13 protein-coding genes are annotated in these 15,376 nt (G+C 61.5%); 5 read left to right on the top strand and 8 right to left on the bottom strand.

Translation table 11 applies throughout. From position 1 onward, the window contains the following. Positions 1-517: 517 nt before the first annotated feature. Positions 518-1,261 (bottom strand): hypothetical protein, encoded by a 744-nt coding sequence (locus R3F07_11675; GenBank protein ID MEZ5277031.1) that lies wholly within the window; start codon positions 1,259-1,261, stop codon positions 518-520. Between the two features lie 205 nt (positions 1,262-1,466). Beyond that, positions 1,467-2,426: an alpha/beta hydrolase gene (locus R3F07_11680; GenBank protein ID MEZ5277032.1), complete on the bottom strand. Its 960-nt coding sequence runs from the start codon at positions 2,424-2,426 to the stop codon at positions 1,467-1,469. Positions 2,427-2,730: 304 nt separating this feature from the next. Between R3F07_11680 and R3F07_11685 the strand changes: the two genes are divergently transcribed. Beyond that, positions 2,731-3,114, top strand: a complete 384-nt coding sequence (locus R3F07_11685; protein ID MEZ5277033.1) for a DUF2568 domain-containing protein — start codon at positions 2,731-2,733, stop codon at positions 3,112-3,114. Positions 3,115-3,544: 430 nt separating this feature from the next. Here the strand turns inward: R3F07_11685 and R3F07_11690 are convergent, their stop codons facing one another. The 4 genes from R3F07_11690 to R3F07_11705 all read right to left on the bottom strand — a co-directional run bounded on the left by R3F07_11690 (position 3,545) and on the right by R3F07_11705 (position 10,218). Beyond that, complete coding sequence (locus R3F07_11690; protein ID MEZ5277034.1) at positions 3,545-5,137, bottom strand: hypothetical protein; 1,593 nt, start codon at positions 5,135-5,137, stop codon at positions 3,545-3,547. 347 nt (positions 5,138-5,484) lie between these two features. After that, complete coding sequence (locus R3F07_11695) at positions 5,485-7,050, bottom strand: alpha-L-arabinofuranosidase C-terminal domain-containing protein (protein ID MEZ5277035.1); 1,566 nt, start codon at positions 7,048-7,050, stop codon at positions 5,485-5,487. Between the two features lie 14 nt (positions 7,051-7,064). After that, positions 7,065-7,913: a sialate O-acetylesterase gene (locus R3F07_11700; protein ID MEZ5277036.1), complete on the bottom strand. Its 849-nt coding sequence runs from the start codon at positions 7,911-7,913 to the stop codon at positions 7,065-7,067. A 7-nt stretch (positions 7,914-7,920) separates the two neighbouring features. After that, positions 7,921-10,218 (bottom strand): glycoside hydrolase family 95 protein, encoded by a 2,298-nt coding sequence (locus tag R3F07_11705; GenBank protein ID MEZ5277037.1) that lies wholly within the window; start codon positions 10,216-10,218, stop codon positions 7,921-7,923. Between the two features lie 874 nt (positions 10,219-11,092). Here R3F07_11705 and R3F07_11710 point away from each other — a divergent pair. The 4 genes from R3F07_11710 to R3F07_11725 all read left to right on the top strand — a co-directional run bounded on the left by R3F07_11710 (position 11,093) and on the right by R3F07_11725 (position 14,011). Then, positions 11,093-11,446, top strand: coding sequence for a hypothetical protein (locus R3F07_11710; GenBank protein MEZ5277038.1), 354 nt, complete (start codon positions 11,093-11,095; stop codon positions 11,444-11,446). After that, a complete protein-coding gene (locus R3F07_11715; protein ID MEZ5277039.1) occupies positions 11,443-12,114 on the top strand; it encodes a CDP-alcohol phosphatidyltransferase family protein in 672 nt (223 codons plus the stop codon). Before R3F07_11710 ends, R3F07_11715 begins: the two co-directional genes overlap by 4 nt. Positions 12,115-12,135: 21 nt before the next feature. Beyond that, positions 12,136-13,140, top strand: coding sequence for a phosphatidate cytidylyltransferase (locus R3F07_11720; GenBank protein MEZ5277040.1), 1,005 nt, complete (start codon positions 12,136-12,138; stop codon positions 13,138-13,140). Between the two features lie 154 nt (positions 13,141-13,294). Further along, the gene (locus R3F07_11725; protein ID MEZ5277041.1) at positions 13,295-14,011 is read left to right on the top strand and encodes a lysophospholipid acyltransferase family protein; all 717 of its coding nucleotides are present in this window, start codon (positions 13,295-13,297) and stop codon (positions 14,009-14,011) included. 555 nt (positions 14,012-14,566) lie between these two features. On the opposite strand, the gene R3F07_11730 is transcribed toward R3F07_11725, so the two are convergent. Beyond that, a complete protein-coding gene (locus tag R3F07_11730) occupies positions 14,567-14,962 on the bottom strand; it encodes a type II toxin-antitoxin system VapC family toxin (GenBank protein ID MEZ5277042.1) in 396 nt (131 codons plus the stop codon). Further along, positions 14,953-15,183, bottom strand: coding sequence for an antitoxin VapB family protein (locus tag R3F07_11735; GenBank protein ID MEZ5277043.1), 231 nt, complete (start codon positions 15,181-15,183; stop codon positions 14,953-14,955). Before R3F07_11735 ends, R3F07_11730 begins: the two co-directional genes overlap by 10 nt. Positions 15,184-15,376: the final 193 nt, after the last annotated feature.

A 15,376-nucleotide genomic window follows, 5' to 3' on the forward strand; every position in this document is an offset into this window, starting at 1 on the left:
CAGCTCCTCCGGCTTGCATGACCGGAGACCGGTCGGTCTGCCGGGAAACCATGGACAGAACGTTGAACGCTTTCCAGCGCCCGTCGGATCACTTGAACTGAATCCGGACGAATCGATCACCGGACAGGTTTTGCCGGAATGGCCAAAATCCTGAGACGCCGTTCGCCTGGTTTTCCCTGCATGCCAATTCGGGGGAAAAAGGGTCAGGGGAAAAAGGGTCAGGCTTTGTAGTTTGTAGTTGGGTTGACGGGTTGCCGGCCCAGCGATTGATCAAGGATCAATACCGGACTGAATCCGGGAGTGTTGACCCCTGATTGCGTGGCGTATGTGGGGGCTCTTTGTTCGACCTGCCGTTGTTGCGGCGGCGACAGCGTTCCTTTGCGGGTCGCGGACCGCGCCTTGGTTCCATCGCCGGAGACGCAAGGAGTCCATGGGCACCCACCGGGCTCCCTGATGCGGAGGACTCGACGCATGAAGTCAGGACCATGGGAATCCGGACCCCTTTGGTCTGCCCCTCTCAAGGCGCCGGGTCGAACAGGATGCCACCCATGCTGGCTCCACCGCCGATCGCCACGTCCCCGGGCATGCCGGCCAGCTGGATCTTGATGAAGTCCCCCGCCACGAAGCCGTCGAAGCGGAAGGTGTAGATGTCCGCGACGCCGTTGAATCCTTCCTCCCCGGGCTGCGGCCAGGTGTCCGGCTCCACTGCGTTTCCCTGATGGACGCCCCGGGCCCGGAGGCGGGAGATCGCGTTGTACTTCCCGCCCGTGTTATCGACGACGATGCGCAGATAGAACGACGCCGGCGTGCCTTCCCCGAGCATGATGCGGTTCACTGCATTGCTGGTATTGCCGGCGGCATGGGGATCGAGGATGATGCCCGAAAGACCCACTTCGCCGTCGGGCAGCGTAAACCGATTGAACGCCGCGAAACCACCGGCCGAACGGCACGGGCCGTCCTGGGAAAAGGTGCGCCTGAAGAAACGGATGCTCATCCATGAGTCGAGGTGGACCAGCGGACCGGCCCAGACCGGCAGGCCGTTGCGTTCGAGCTCATCGGTCGGGCGGTCCATCACGGGCTCCGGGGCATTGAAATGGGGGAACCAGTAGCCAAGGACGCCCATCTGCGGCGCCGCGTGAAAGTCCGTCCGGTCCGTCGTCCTGCCGATGTAGGTGATGCCGGCGGCATGCAACCCACCGGCCGCAGTCAGTGCCACCGCCAACGCCCACCACCGTGAACACCGTCGCCGCGGAAGTTTCATGGACAGATCGAAACCGGGCGCCGTTGCCGCGTCAACTACGGCAGACCACGCCGTTGTGCCGGCGTGTGGGCCACGGTTGGGCGCCTCGACACAGCGAGATGGCAAAACAAAAACAGAATTTCGGAATTGCGGCTCGGGCTGAGGGCGAACTTTGGGATCTCATCCGTCTACATCACCGAGTGAGAGGCGATCTCTATTGCGCCCCTTACGAGCTGGACGAATCGGCGGTGAGGAAACCGTTCACGTCCAGCCAGTGGATGAAAGCGTCGAACCAGCGGTTGCTGGTCCGGTCGGGGTTGCCGAGACCGAAGCCGTGGCCGCCGTTCTGGTAAAGGTGAAACTCGACCGGCCGGCCCGCATCGTACCAGGACTTGATCAGGCCGAACTGGCCCCGGAAGAGAAAGTCGTCGGTTGCGATGGCGCTGAACAGGGGCGGGGCATCTGCCGGCACCTCAACCGGTCCCATCCCGCCGTATATCGGGCCTATGAAGGCGAGCTTCATCGTCTTCGAGTGGAGCGTGCTGTGCATGGTGAGCCCGGCGCCGGCAGAAAAGCCGATCATGCCAATCCGCTTCGTATCGACACCCCATTCCTCCGCCCGGTCGACAATCATCGCGTAGGCGGCTTCGGCATCTTCGAGCTGGTTCGTCAGATCCCAGCGCGGTGGTCCCGGCGGTTCCTCCGTCCGCGTTGAGTCCGAGGACTGACTGGCGGCGGCGAAGGTCCGGTTCATCGAGTCTCTAAAGCCATCAAGCGACTCGGGCGTCGGTTGGAGTCGGTATTTGAGGACAAAGGCAGCGATGCCGTGGGCATTCAATGCCTCCGCAACCTCCCAGCCTTCGTTCCCCATCGAAAGCCAGCGGAACCCGCCGCCGGGCGCAACGATGACGGCAAGACCGTTCGCGATGGCCGGATCGGGCAGGAACGGTGTCAGGGTGGCGTTCGAGACATTGCGCGCCATGGGGTCGCCCCACTGACGGAACCAGCTCTCCGGCGCGGGCTGGTCGTCGACACCTCCCGTGCCAAGCGCAATCGCGTTGGGCTCGGCAGGGGCTTCGAGCGGGTAGATCGTCCCGTCCTGCGCCATGGTGGATGCGGTCAATGCCAGAAGGGAGGCCAGGGCGGAGGCTCTGGCAAGATTGAACAGGGTATCGATTGTGAACATGGATTTATGCCTGAATGTGTATTGTACGATGGATACGTTTTGGAGTGGATTCATTCTCTGCCGGAACGGCGCGAACTGCAATACGGAAAGTGCCAACTGTCCAGCCCGGCCGGGTCTCCGATCAACCCGCCCATTTCACCGGGGTTGAGTTTTCGAAAGGGGGCAGTCCCCGGAATCCGTCATCGTCCGGGGTTTGACCGTTCAATGTTGCGGATCAGCAGGGTGGGACCACGACCGGATCGGAAGTTGAGAATCCGAACATTGACTCCTTCCGGCACTCCAAGCTTGTTCTCGCAATCGGACGATGACCGGCTCAGGTTGTCGTGTGGCCAACAACCCACTCAACCTTCTCCTTCGACTTGCTCTTGAGATGGCCGCCCTGATCGCCTTCGGGGTTTGGGGCTGGTCCTGGGCGAATGGCCCGTTGCGGTTCCTCATCTGCGCGGCATGCGTTATCCTGCCGGCGGCGATGTGGGGGATATTCCGGATGAAAAACGACGGTGGGACTCCGGTCATCGAAGTCGGTGGACGGGTGCGCCTGCTCCTGGAAATCGTCTTCTTCACCCTGGCCTGCGGCGCGGGTGTCTCGACCGGGAATACAGGCCTCGCCGGGACTCTCGGGATCGTCTGCCTCCTGCATTACGGGCTGAGTTACGATCGTGTCATCCGCATGTTTCGAGGTGGTTGATCCCTGACGGAAGACAGGGCTCATCTTCGGGAAGTCGAACGCGCGGTCCCGGGCCGTCGAGCAAACCCCACCGGCCTTCTTCGTATCTGAAACCTCGCCGACCCAGGAGCCTTGCCGGGGGACGCACCCGCCACTGGATTCTTCAGCTCAGACATCCTGGCCGGTCCCAACTGTGTAGACCTCGATGAACGCGATGCCCCCATCGCCTCTTCCGCCGCTTGCCGTCCTTCCACACTCTCAGGTAAGGACCGGAAGGGACTCCTGCCAGTCTGAAGCGAGCGTCTCCCAACTCTGGCCCGACGCCCTGGACCGGCACCCGATTCAGGATGTCTCCGACGATGACATACCCTCCGGTCAGGATCGACGCCCCCTGTCCGGTGTGTCCCCGCGTCGAAAGGTTGACCGGCAGGGCGGCGTTGTACTCCTCGATCTAGCCTTGACCCCACTCGAATCCGAAGATCTTTCCCGACCGCATCCGGAACTGAATACCCACTTTGGCCCCCGGCTCGATTCGGAGCGCCTTTTCCCCCCGCCAGGTCACAACCCTGGTTGAATGGTCGCCCACGATGGGGTCGCAGTCGTCGAGGGAGCGGCCGGGAACTTTGTCCAACCCGACCTGCAGGATGCCGGCCTGATGAACCTTCACGTTTACGCGGAGTTCGTTGCCCGCAACCGGAAGGTCCAGGGTCTGGAATCTCCCATAACTGTCCGCCGCGATGGCGCTCAACCGGTCCTTATCCCAGACGGCATAACCACCGAGGCTGTCCCGCACTCCCGGCCAGCGCGGGTACTTGTGCGGGTGGCGGACTTCGCTGAACGGCAGTGCGATCCTGTCTCCGCCAAGAGGAATGAGATTCCCGCGCAGATACCCGAAGACGCCACCTTCCCACCCGGATCCTCCGGGTGCATAGACCGGCCCGCCCGGGACCCTGTCCCAGCAGATTCCGTCTGCGCTGGAGAACAGATCAGACTCGGAACTCTCCGTATCCAGATGGTAAACGCCGGGGAACATGAGGTGGTAGCCCTCCAGTCCGGGATAGCCCGTGTAGCAGTTGACGTAATACTCGTCGGTGTAGGGAGGTTGGAGATCCGGCCAGATGATCGGCTCCAGCGGAGTCCATCTCCTGAAATCGACCGATTCGGAGCGGACGATGATCCGCTGCTGGAAGCGGACCGAACGGGTGTACATGACATAGCGGCCCAGCCACTCATCGTAGAGCCCGATGCAGTCGGCGTCGGCCTTGGCGACATGCAGCGGCGTCTCGATCAGCCGCCACGCCAACCCGTCCGGGGAGACGAGTCCAAAAACACAATTGAGCTCATCCCGGCTCACTCGAGGGTCACGGTGGCGGGGGTGGAGATTCTGGAACCTCTCCCAGAGCTGCTCGAAGCGTGGGTGATCCCGGCTCAGGCGGACTGAGAGGAAGCCTTTGAAACGCTCCGCTTCGGGGGCATGGCGATCTACGAAGAAGTCCGCGTCCGGCGCGGTGAAAGGTTGAACCGCAATCTCCGGGCCTGTCCGGGAGGTCCATTCGTAGCCGTCCCGAGATTCGTAGGCGGTGACGGTCAACGACTCCACCTTTGCGCCGGGCGGGATGGCCGGGCTTCCCCGGTCCGAAGCGTTGGTATTCAGCCTCCACGCACGGTAGACACCCTCATCGAAGACACTTCCGCGAGGCGGAATGGGATCGAGAGGGCCTTCCTTGCGACACGGTTGCGCTTCGAGCCTTATCCCGAAGGGCGTCGGGCCGAGATCCGCGATCGCGTCAACCTGCGGCATCGGCGGGTCGTTCAGCGGCAGCAATTCGCCCGCCCGGTTCCTCCAGAGCAATCCACCCGAGTCGACGATACGCAGATCCGTAAAGAGGTATTTCCGTGGCGCTGATGGCCGGGAAAGCCCGGTCGACGCTGAACCCTGAAGACTCAGGTCCGTCCCGCCGTCCAGTGAAGATGCCCGGCTCAGGCTCAGGGATGTGCCAATCGCGCCGCTGCCGACAAGGTGAATGAATTTCCTTCGATTCATGTGTTGGTCGATATGTTGATGAAAGATGATGCCTTGGAAACTTGCCGGGAGTGCCTCGGGGGGGCGGGAACGGAGCGGATCAAGGAAAGGGGAATAGTCGGATCTCTATATTTCGCGTTTGACCCCTTTTCAGCGCCGTCACGACCACGGTCTCGGCGGCCGGGGCCTTGACCCGAAATGTGATGGTGCGGTCGGGGTGCAACTCGGGGGAGGTGAGCGGCGGTCTGAAGGGAATGAGGTTATCCGCGTTGGGCCGGGGATTTCAGTCGAGGTTGGCGTCGGCCTGTTGGACGAAGGCTCCCGAGGCGGAGAGCAGCAGGGCGGTGAGGATCGGGCGGAATATGTGATCACTGTTCGAGCGAGATTTCGAGTTGGGTGAACGAGTGGGCCGGGAAGGTGTGGCTGATGCGGTTGCTCCCGAACTTGAAGTCGCTGGTGGCGATCGAGACCTGTTCCTCGTCGATCGTGTTGGTCGCTTCGATGGAATTCGCGGTGATGAGGTGCACCTTGCCCTCTCCGGTGTAGTCGCCGGCCTGCAGTTCGACGTCGGCCTCGATGGCGTCGGTTTCGCTGCGATTGACCACGTTCACGAACAGTTTGCCCTGAGCTTCGTTGATGACCGCGGTGACGTCGAGCACCGGAATGTCTTGGAAGATCTCGGTGTTGTAGGTTTCGCAGCGGGTAAGGACGTCGAGCGAGGTGCCGCGGCAGTGGTTGGAATAAAGGTGGAAGGGGTAGTAGAGGGAGGTCTTGTAGCTGCCGTCGGGGGTGATGCCGGCGAGGCTGCTGAGGAAGGTGAGGTTCGCCATTTTGACGATGTCGGCGTGGCGGATGAAGGCGTTGAGATGTTGGGCCAGGAGCAGCGGACCGGCGAGGGTGTTGCCACGGGCACCGTATTCGTCGAAGGCGATGTAGATGGGGCGATCGGTCCCGGATTTGACCATTGCACGTTGGATCTGGCCGCGGGTGACTTCGATGATGCGATTGATCTCCAGACCGAGGGACATCTGGTCGGCGAAGGTGGGTTCCACGCCCTCGTCCAGCGCGCGCAGGACCTGGAACACGTAGCGGTGGACGGAGAGGTAGTCGATATCACCGGCCAGTCCGTCGAGCACGTAGTCGGTCCAGTCGGTCCAGCCGTCCTTGGGGTCGTAGGTGGAAGTGACCAGCGGATAAAGAGACGGACCGGCGGCGACGAGCAGGATGTCTCTGTCGACGTTTTCCATGAGCTTGGCCGCCTCGCGGGCAAACTTCACGTAGTCCTCCTTGTTCTTGTGGCCGAGTTGCCACGGACCGTCGGGTTCGTTGCCGAGGGCCCAGTATTTGACTCCGTAGGGTTCGGGGTGGCCATACTCGGCGCGGAGGTCGGCCCAGCGTGTGCCGGTGGGCGCGTTGGTGTATTCGACCCAATCCGCGGCCTCTTCAATCGTGCCGGTCCCGGCGTTGATGCAGATGAAATTCTCGGCGCCCACGAGGTTGCAGAGGGCGATGTATTCGTCGGTGCCCATCTGGTTGGATTCCGGCCGGGTGCGGGAGAGGTCCAGGGTGACGGGACGCTGGTCCTTGGGGCCGATGGCGTCCTTCCAGTGGTGACCGGAAACGAAGTTGCCGCCGGGCCAGCGGATGACGGAAACATTCAGGTCTTTGATTTGCTCGATGTAGTCTTTGCGGAAGCCGTTTTCGTCGGAGTGCGGGGACTCCGGATCATACAATGGGCCGTAGACCACGCCGCGGCTGAAGATGCTGCCTTCGCGTTTCACCGGTTCGAGGAAGCTGCCGAAGACGTTGGGATGGACTTCGCCAATGGTGCGGTCGGGATCAATCTTGATCAGGGCCGGTTCGCGGGCGGCAACGGGACTCAGGAATGTGCCGGTCAGGAACAGTGAGGTTAGCAGGATGCTCAGTTTTTTCATCGGTGGTGGTGGGTTCAGCGGGGGAGTAAGGCCAGCATGGTCTCGGCGTAGCGTTGGCCGAGCAGGCGGTAGCCGGCGGGGGTGAAATGCAGGCCGTCGGGGTGGGCGGCACAGTCGAGAGAGGACACAACGTGCGCAGTCGGGATCAACTCGGGCAGGGTGGCGATGATCGGATTCATGCCGGCGCACTTCCCGCCTTGGTCGGCGCCGACCAGTTCACCGGCGAGCAACGGCACTTCGTCGGCGTTGAGGTCGAGGTCGCGCAAAAGGTTCTCGTAAATGGCCTGGACCTTGGCCGGCCACGTCGATTCACCGCTGTTGGATTCACCCTGGTGAAGCAGGATCCCTTTGATGACACCGTCCTGTTGCGCGCGTCGCCCCATCTTCACCAGATAGCGATAGGGGTCACCGTCGTAGATATTGATAATCTCCATCAGCCAAACAGGGGCGTCGGCGGTGTAGGATTCGATATTCGCACTGTCATAGGCTTCGATGCGGCAGCCGGCCACCGAGACATTGACGATGCCGACTTTGATGTCGGCGGGAAGGTGTTCGACCATGGTGCGACCGAAAAAATCGGAGGGACTGAGACCGGAGTTGGGTCGGCAGAGGGGCGGGGCCGCGGGATACCAGTGGTTCTTGACCCGATCCAGCTCCGGGAAATCAACGGCGGCGAGGACTTGGAAGCGGGGGTTCTGGTAGGCCCGATCCTCCGCGGGAATACCAGGAAATCCTTCCATGTTCGATTGGCCGAAGCAAAGGTAGATGTGGAAGTTTGGATCGGGAGCGGGCCGGGCGGGAGCTGTGGGGACGACGGTGGCGAGGCCCAATAGCGTGGCGGCACACAGGGAGGAAAATCTCATGGCAGGTCTAGGGTTGCGGCGGGGAGAATGCGGTGCGTTGGCCGGCCTTCAGCGACAGAGAGGACAAGGTGCCGTCGACGGTGCGGACGGTGATGGTGCGGTCCTGTTCGGCGGTGAACCAGGCGGAGGTGAGGGCGCCTTCGTCCCAAGCGAGGTCGACGGTGATTTCGCCGCGGGCGCGCAGACCGCTGACGGAGCCGGTCGGCCAATCCTTCGGGAGAGCCGGCAGCAGTTGGATGCGGCCGCCGTGGGATTGCAGGAGCATCTCGGCGATGCCGGCGGTGCCGCCAAAATTGCCGTCGATCTGGAAGGGTGGATGAGCGTCGAAGAGGTTGGGGTAGGTGCGAGCGGGGCGTAACAGGAGCTTGAGGATGCCCATGGCGTGCTCGGGTTCATGGAGACGGGCCCAGAGGTTGATGCGCCAACCGATGGCCCACCCGGTGGCATCGTCGCCGCGAAGCTCGAGCGAACGGCGGGCGGCTTGCGCGAGTTCAGGGGTCGTCAGCACATCGATCTGGTCGCTCGGATAGAGGCCATACAGATGTGAGGTATGGCGGTGTTGTGGCTCGGGCGCGTCGGCATCCCAGTCCTCCAACCATTCCTGCAGTTGTCCCTGGGCACCGATGTGGTCGGGCGGCAGCCGGCGGCGCGCGGCGGTCAGAGTGGCGCGGAAGGCGTCATCCTGTCCGAGAATTTCGGCGGAAGCAATGCAGGCGGCAAACAGGTCGCGCAGGAGCTGTGAATCCATCGCCGGTCCCGCTGCAATGGAGACCCCCGGGTGGTGGGCGTTTTCGGGCGAGACGGACGGACTCGTCACGAGCCAACCGTGAGTGGAATCCTCGACCAGAGTATCGATAAAAAACTGCGCGGCGCCTTTCATCAGCGGGTAGGCACGGACCAGAAAATCACGGTCAGGCGAGAATTGATAGTGTTCCCAAAGATGCAGGCTCAACCAAGCGCCGCCCGCGGGCCACATGCCCCAGAATGCTCCGTCGATGGGCGCGGTGGCGCGCCACAGATCGGTGTTGTGGTGAACGACCCAGCCGGAGGCACCGTAGTGCTCGCGGGCTGTGATGGCACCCGTCACGCTGAGGTCCTCAATCAGGGCAAAAAGGGGTTCACTGAGCTCAGCCAGGTTGGTGACTTCAGCCGGCCAGTAGTTCATCTCCGCGTTGATGTTGAGGGTGTATTTGCTTTGCCACGGCGGGTTGAGGTTGTCGTTCCAGATGCCCTGCAGATTCGCGGGCTGGCTGCCCGGGCGGGAACTGCTGATGAGCAGGTAGCGGCCGAATTGGAAATAGAGCGCGGCGAGGGCAGGGTCGTTTCCGGTGGCGAAGCGGCGCACGCGTTCATCCGTGGGCAGATCGGCGGCGGAGGTGCGGCCGAGGTCGATGGTCACGCGGCGGAAGAGCCGTTGGTGTTCGGTGGTATGGGCGGCGAGGAGATCTTCGTAGGACTTTCCGGTGACGGCGGCGAACGTGGCGGCATTGCGGGCGGCGGGATCGCCGCCCGTGTCGTCATAGCGGTTGAAACTGGTGGCCACGGCGATGATGACCAAAGCCGTGCTCGCGCCCCGCACATGGAGTTGTTGACCATCGGCCCGAATCGATCCGTCTCCGACGATTACCTTGGCCTGGGCCTGATAGGTGAGGGCCCCCGCGATGCCGGCGTAGTCGCCGTTTTTGCCGGCAAGAATCAAGGTGTGATCGTCGACGGTCCAGCTGGTCGCCATCTGGGGGCTCTGGTAGCCGAGCGTGAAGTTGAGTTGGCCGGGTTGCCCATTGCGGCGGGCGGAAAGGCGCATCACGATCACGTCATCGATGGGACTGGCAAAAACCTCCCGGGTGTAGGTCGTGGCCCAGGCGCCGCCGCCGATGGTGTAGGAAGTCGTGGCGACGGCGGTATCGAGGTTGAGTTCGCGATGGTAGCCTGTGGCGGTATCGCCTCCGGCAAACGAAAGGATCAGGTCGCCCACGGTCTGGTAGGGCATTTGGGTGCGGGGCCGGCCCATCATCTTGCTGTCCGCGAGCTCTTGCGCGGCGGCGAATTCGCCTCGATCGATCAGCGCCCGAACCTCTGGCAGGGCCACGAGGGCGGCGGAATTGGTCGGCTCATAGGGGCCTCCTCCCCAGAGCGTATCCTCGTTGAGTTGCAGGCGTTCCTGGTGGATGCCGCCAAAGACCATGGCCCCGAGGCGGCCGTTGCCGACCGGTAGTGCCTCCACCCATTCGGCGGCAGGACGGTCGTAGAACAGGATCGGCGTATCGGCTGGAAGGATTGAAGAAAAACAGCTGGCGAGGCTCACAGCGGCGAAAATGCGAATTCGGATCACGGAAGAGGGGCGGGTTGGGAAGAGCAGAAGGGGTCAAACGCAGAATTCAAGGATCAACTCTTGTTCACCAGATTGCAAACGTAGTCGGGGTGTCCCATTTGCAGGCGTTCGGCGATCCATGGGTTCCTGGTGGTGGTTTCCTTGTGCAGATGCTCTGCGATGTGCACCTTCCAGTCTGCTCCCTTGGGGGGTGGTCATGATCGCGCTCTCGTTCGGCTTGCACGATGCGTTCCCGTGTCGATTCGTTGAGTTCCTTCAGATTTGCGCCCTCCCGATCGGCCCGGGGGCATGAACCGGAGCTGATTGAGGAAAGGGGGGGGATAGTCGAATCTTTATGTTTTGCGTTTGACCCGAATGGCACTCAGATAAGCAGATTCTTTGGCTCAGAACTGGCATTTCTTGTTGGTGTATTTGTCTGGTGTAGTCGCCCCCTGCCTGTCACGGCGCAGCTTCAGCGAAGCCGGATCACTTGGGGCGTTTCAACGTGGATACGCGGCAAGAGACTGCCGCGGCTACATCTCGTGATCCCTCCTGAATACCCCTTAACTTGGTGCCATTTGCGTTTGACCTCTTTTCAGCGCTCCAGGGTGATCCCATTCCCCGCCCGATTCCGCATGGGTCGGGGAAGGGCATTCGTCATCCGTTCATTTCCGGTCCGGATGCCTTGTTCGCCAGGCTGCCCCGATACCTCCATGGCCAATCACGTCATTCTCAGCCCGCCTCTGATTTCCCGTCAGCTCGATGAGTCCTCGTTCCCGTGGGCTTACAGGAAAGAAACTCCCGGCACCGGGTCGGCTCTGCGGGGTGCTTCAGCCCCTCTGGAACAGCCTCCTGTTACAACGACTTTATGAACACACCCATTGCCTCAGTCATCATGTTCCTGGTGGCCTCGATTGCCGGGGCGCTGGGACAGTATCTCTATAAATCCGGAGCTGACCAGGCAGACGGTTCGGTTCTTGGCTACCTCACCAATATCCGCCTCCTGGGCGGCGTGCTCTGCTACATCGCGGTGATGGTCCTGTTTGTCGCTGCGTTCAAGAAGGGTGGTTCCCTCACCGTCCTTTATCCGGTATATGCGAGCACCTTCATCTGGGCAGCCTTGATCGCCATGTTGGCCTACGGGACGCCGATTCGGGCCATCAATGTCGCCGGAATGATCCTGTTGGTGATCGGGATGTATTTGATGGGAAAAAGCTCATGAGTGACGCTTATCCAGAACTCGAGCGGAGGCCTTTGACGACCCGCAGACTGGCCGTCTCGAAAGCACTGGCCGGGGTGATTGCCGCAAGCGGCATCACACCGAACGCCATCTCCGTAGCCGGGTTGGTTTTTGGGGTCCTTGCCGGCGTTTCACTCGCCCTGACCGCACACGCTCCGGTGCCGATCTGGTACTGGCTGGGCGGGGCCTTGCTGATTCAACTGAGGTTGCTCGCGAACATGTTCGATGGGATGGTCGCCCTTGAGACTGGCAAGCATTCCCGTGTCGGCGAGTTGTTCAATGAAGTGCCGGACCGGGTCAGTGATGCGGCCATCCTGATCGGGCTCGGGTATGCTGCCGGGTCATCGCCCGCTGCAGGGTATGTCGCCGCCTGTGTATCCCTGTTTGTCGCTTACGTGCGTGCGATGGGGAAGGCGGCCGGTGCCCCTCAGGATTTCTGCGGACCGATGGCGAAGCCCCAGCGCATGTTCTTTGCCACGGCTGTCTCCCTCTGGTGCGGTCTATGTCCGGCGGCCTGGCTGACCTGGGGCGGGGTTGGGGCGCCGGTCTGGGTGCTCGGACTGATCGTCGTTGGCGGCGCCTTCACCGCCGTCCGACGGCTCATCCGGGTCGGCCGCGCCCTGCGTGGTGGCGAAGAAGCCGGTCGGTGAATTCCGGAAGGACCGATCAACATGAATGAAACGACGAGACAACGCCTTTTCGCCATTTCCGGTGCCTTCGATCATCCGGTAACGGTGGGGATCACTGTCGGGCTGGTCGTGGTCCTGACGGTCGCTTCAGTTGTTATCCGGGTGCTTCAGAAGAGCGGACGTCTGAGTCCGGAGATGTCTCGTGAGCTGGTCCAGAGAACGAGGTCGTGGTTCATCGTGACACCGGCGCTGGTGGTGCCTGTTCTCCTCGGTGCCTGCTGGACAATGGTGGGCATCGGTATTCTGAGCCTGATCTGCCTCAGGGAATTCGCGCGGGCGACGGGCTTCTTTCGGTATCGGTCGCTGCATGTGATCGTCATGCTCGGGATACTGGCCGTCACCTATGCCGTGCTCGATGACTGGTACGGGCTCTTCACGGCCCTGTCGACCTTGGTCGTGATTCTGATCGTGCCCGTCGCGATCATCGCGGATCAGCCGATGGGATACATTCAGCGGGTGGCTCTGGGCATCTTTGGCTTTGTCTTCTTCGGGACATGCCTCGGGCACCTTGGATACATGGCGAACCATGCCGACTTCCGGCCCATTATCCTGATGCTGTTCCTGACCGTGGAACTGAACGACGTGTTCGCGTTTCTCTCGGGCAAACTCATCGGCGGACGGAAGTTTCTGCCGAACACGAGCCCGAACAAGACTCTGGGTGGCGCGCTCGGTGCACTTGTCCTGACCACGATCCTGGCTGCGACACTCGGACATTTCGTCTTCAAAGGGGGAGCACTGGATACTCCGTTTTTCCTGATCGGGTTGGGGCTGATCATCAGTGTGGCCGGCCAAGTTGGTGACCTCATGATGTCGTCGATCAAGCGGGATCTCAAAGTCAAGGATTTGGGAGCTTCCATTCCCGGACATGGTGGTTTCCTTGATCGGTTTGACAGCCTGATATTGGTGGCCCCCGCCGTGTTTCACTACGTCAACTATTTCGGGAGACCCGGCTTCGACCAGGCCTCCAGGTTCTTCACCGGGCCATGAGAGGTCTTTCTGGAGATGATGGGATGCTTTGTCGTCAGACCAGACCGTTCGGGCAGAGTTGCCTTGGGTTGGTGTCCGGCCTTGAGCATGGGGAGGCGGGCCCCGAGTCAATCGTTGCGACACGCTTCACCGCACTCAAGACACCCCCTGAATCATGAGCGCGGACTGGAAATACGAACCGGCTCACGACTTTGGGCTGACACCGGCTGAGCGCCGCTGCAGCCTGCGCCGTGAGGCTGGTCTGTCGGGATATCTGGTGAACTTCTTCTGGCGGTGCCTGACGCGGTGTTACATGAGTGTGTTTCACCGTTTGGCAATCGAGGGCCGCGAGAATCTGCCGTCAGAACCCCCGTTCGTCCTGGTGTCCAACCATGCCAGTCACCTCGATGCCGTTGTTCTGGGACTGGCCACGCCCTGGCGACACGTGGGGAAGGTATTTCCGATTGCGGCGGGTGACCATTTTTTCGAAAAGGCCTTGGCGGCAACTCTCGTAACGGCCAGTATGAATGCTCTTCCGATCTGGCGGAAATGCTATACCGGGCACACTCTCAGAGAGCTTCGGCATCGGCTGATAGAGGAGAAGTGCATCTTCATCATCTTCCCTGAAGGAACACGATCGAAGACGGGCGCAGTGAACCGCTTCAAGCCCGGGATCGGGCGGGTGGTCTGCGGAACCACGGTCCCGGTGGTTCCCTGCTTCATTGAGGGTGCCTGGAAGGCGATGCCGTCGGATGCGTCGTGGCCGCGTCCGGGAAAGATCCGGCTTCGAATCGGCAAGCCGCTGCTCTTCGACCGGTTTTCCGACGATCGCTCCGGCTGGGAAGCTGCGACCGCCGGGATGGAATCCGCGGTCAAGTCACTGTCCCGGTAACTTCGGAGCCGATTGGGGTGGGGCACCCTCTTCCCGGGGGTGCGGAAGACTCAAGGGGCCGACCGCTGCTGGATATCTTTGGATGGAAATTTTGGATACGTCCTGTCGGGCCGACTGTCGCAAGAGTAAAGAGTAACGGCTGATCCTATTCCGACTGTTTCGTTCCTTGCATGTCCCGGCGTATCATCAAGTAGCCGGAAGCGAAGCGGGTGTTCGTTCACCCCCGAAGCATCCGTCACTCGAAAATCATTCCACAAGCAGCGCCTTTCGTATCTTTCGTCACTTCCGTGTTCGCTCCCACCCCGAAGCATCCGTCACCCGAAGCATCCCTCACCCAAAAACCATCCGTAAGCCGCGCCCTTCGTTACCTTCGTTCCTTTGTAGTTCAATCCCATCCGGAACACCTGTTACCGCGACGCGGTATCCTGCTCCCGCGCATCGCGGGATCCTTGTTCCAACAACCCCGCCCTTCCGACCTACCATTCGTTACCTTCCGTTCCTTCAGCGAAGCGAGTGTTCAATCCCCCCCCGAAGCATCCGTCCACGGTCCACAGATCACTCGCCGACCACTTCCAACTGCAACCCGTCGATCCGATGGAAATGACGACGGTTCCGGGTCACCAGCGGTTTGCTCTCGGCCAGAGCCGTGGCTGCGATCCAAAGATCATTTTGACCGATCTCCTTCCATGCTTTCGTTGTCTGGAGGGCGGCGCAGATCCGGGCATAGCAGGGAACTGCGGGCTGGGCGTCATGGATGGGGATTCCGATGGAGAGGAACTCACGGACCTTTTCAGGATCGTGTCCGGCCCGGAGGGATCCGTGCCAGAACTCGCCCATGACCACCCAGGGAATACCGAGAGATCTTCCCGCATTCGCCGAAGCGAAAGCGGCCGCCCATTTTTGTCCGCGCCAGAGCCCGACCAGAAGGGTGGTGTCTGCGATCAGATCCATGGCTCTTCCTTGGCTGAGGAGCGGTTCTCCACCGACTTCTCAAGAGTCTCGTTTCCGGTCATCAAGGCTGTCTGATTGGCCTCGGCAAAGCTCAGGAAAGCACCCAGTGTGCCCGGTTCGGGCAGGACGCGCTTGACCACGGACGAAAACGACTCCCGGCTTCCCCGTTTCCACGCCTTAAGCCGGTTGTAGGCATCGTCGTCCAGAGTGATTGTCTTCATAGCTCGTGTATACACGAACGACCGCACAAATCAAATCATAAACCCGATTTCCTGGCAGACTCCAGAGATCACCGGTCACTCCACCCACCGCCCGCCTGCTCCCCTCATCTCCCACCTCCGTTGCGGTTTTGACCGTCCACCGTCCCCCGCTTGTCCGGGCGTATCGAAGAGTAGCCTGATCCACCGTCCACCT

It is taken from the genome of Opitutaceae bacterium, assembly GCA_041395105.1.
Lineage (GTDB): Bacteria > Verrucomicrobiota > Verrucomicrobiia > Opitutales > Opitutaceae > B12-G4.

Coding starts and splice junctions, on each gene's coding strand:
- R3F07_11685 (MEZ5277033.1), top strand. CDS start 2,731: ATGACCGGCTCAGGTTGTCGTGTGGCCAACAACCCACTCAACCTTCTC.
- R3F07_11675 (MEZ5277031.1), bottom strand. CDS start 1,261: ATGAAACTTCCGCGGCGACGGTGTTCACGGTGGTGGGCGTTGGCGGTG.
- R3F07_11695 (MEZ5277035.1), bottom strand. CDS start 7,050: ATGAAAAAACTGAGCATCCTGCTAACCTCACTGTTCCTGACCGGCACA.
- R3F07_11725 (MEZ5277041.1), top strand. CDS start 13,295: ATGAGCGCGGACTGGAAATACGAACCGGCTCACGACTTTGGGCTGACA.
- R3F07_11710 (MEZ5277038.1), top strand. CDS start 11,093: ATGAACACACCCATTGCCTCAGTCATCATGTTCCTGGTGGCCTCGATT.
- R3F07_11700 (MEZ5277036.1), bottom strand. CDS start 7,913: ATGAGATTTTCCTCCCTGTGTGCCGCCACGCTATTGGGCCTCGCCACC.
- R3F07_11690 (MEZ5277034.1), bottom strand. CDS start 5,137: ATGAATCGAAGGAAATTCATTCACCTTGTCGGCAGCGGCGCGATTGGC.
- R3F07_11735 (MEZ5277043.1), bottom strand. CDS start 15,183: ATGAAGACAATCACTCTGGACGACGATGCCTACAACCGGCTTAAGGCG.
- R3F07_11730 (MEZ5277042.1), bottom strand. CDS start 14,962: ATGGATCTGATCGCAGACACCACCCTTCTGGTCGGGCTCTGGCGCGGA.
- R3F07_11720 (MEZ5277040.1), top strand. CDS start 12,136: ATGAATGAAACGACGAGACAACGCCTTTTCGCCATTTCCGGTGCCTTC.
- R3F07_11680 (MEZ5277032.1), bottom strand. CDS start 2,426: ATGTTCACAATCGATACCCTGTTCAATCTTGCCAGAGCCTCCGCCCTG.
- R3F07_11715 (MEZ5277039.1), top strand. CDS start 11,443: ATGAGTGACGCTTATCCAGAACTCGAGCGGAGGCCTTTGACGACCCGC.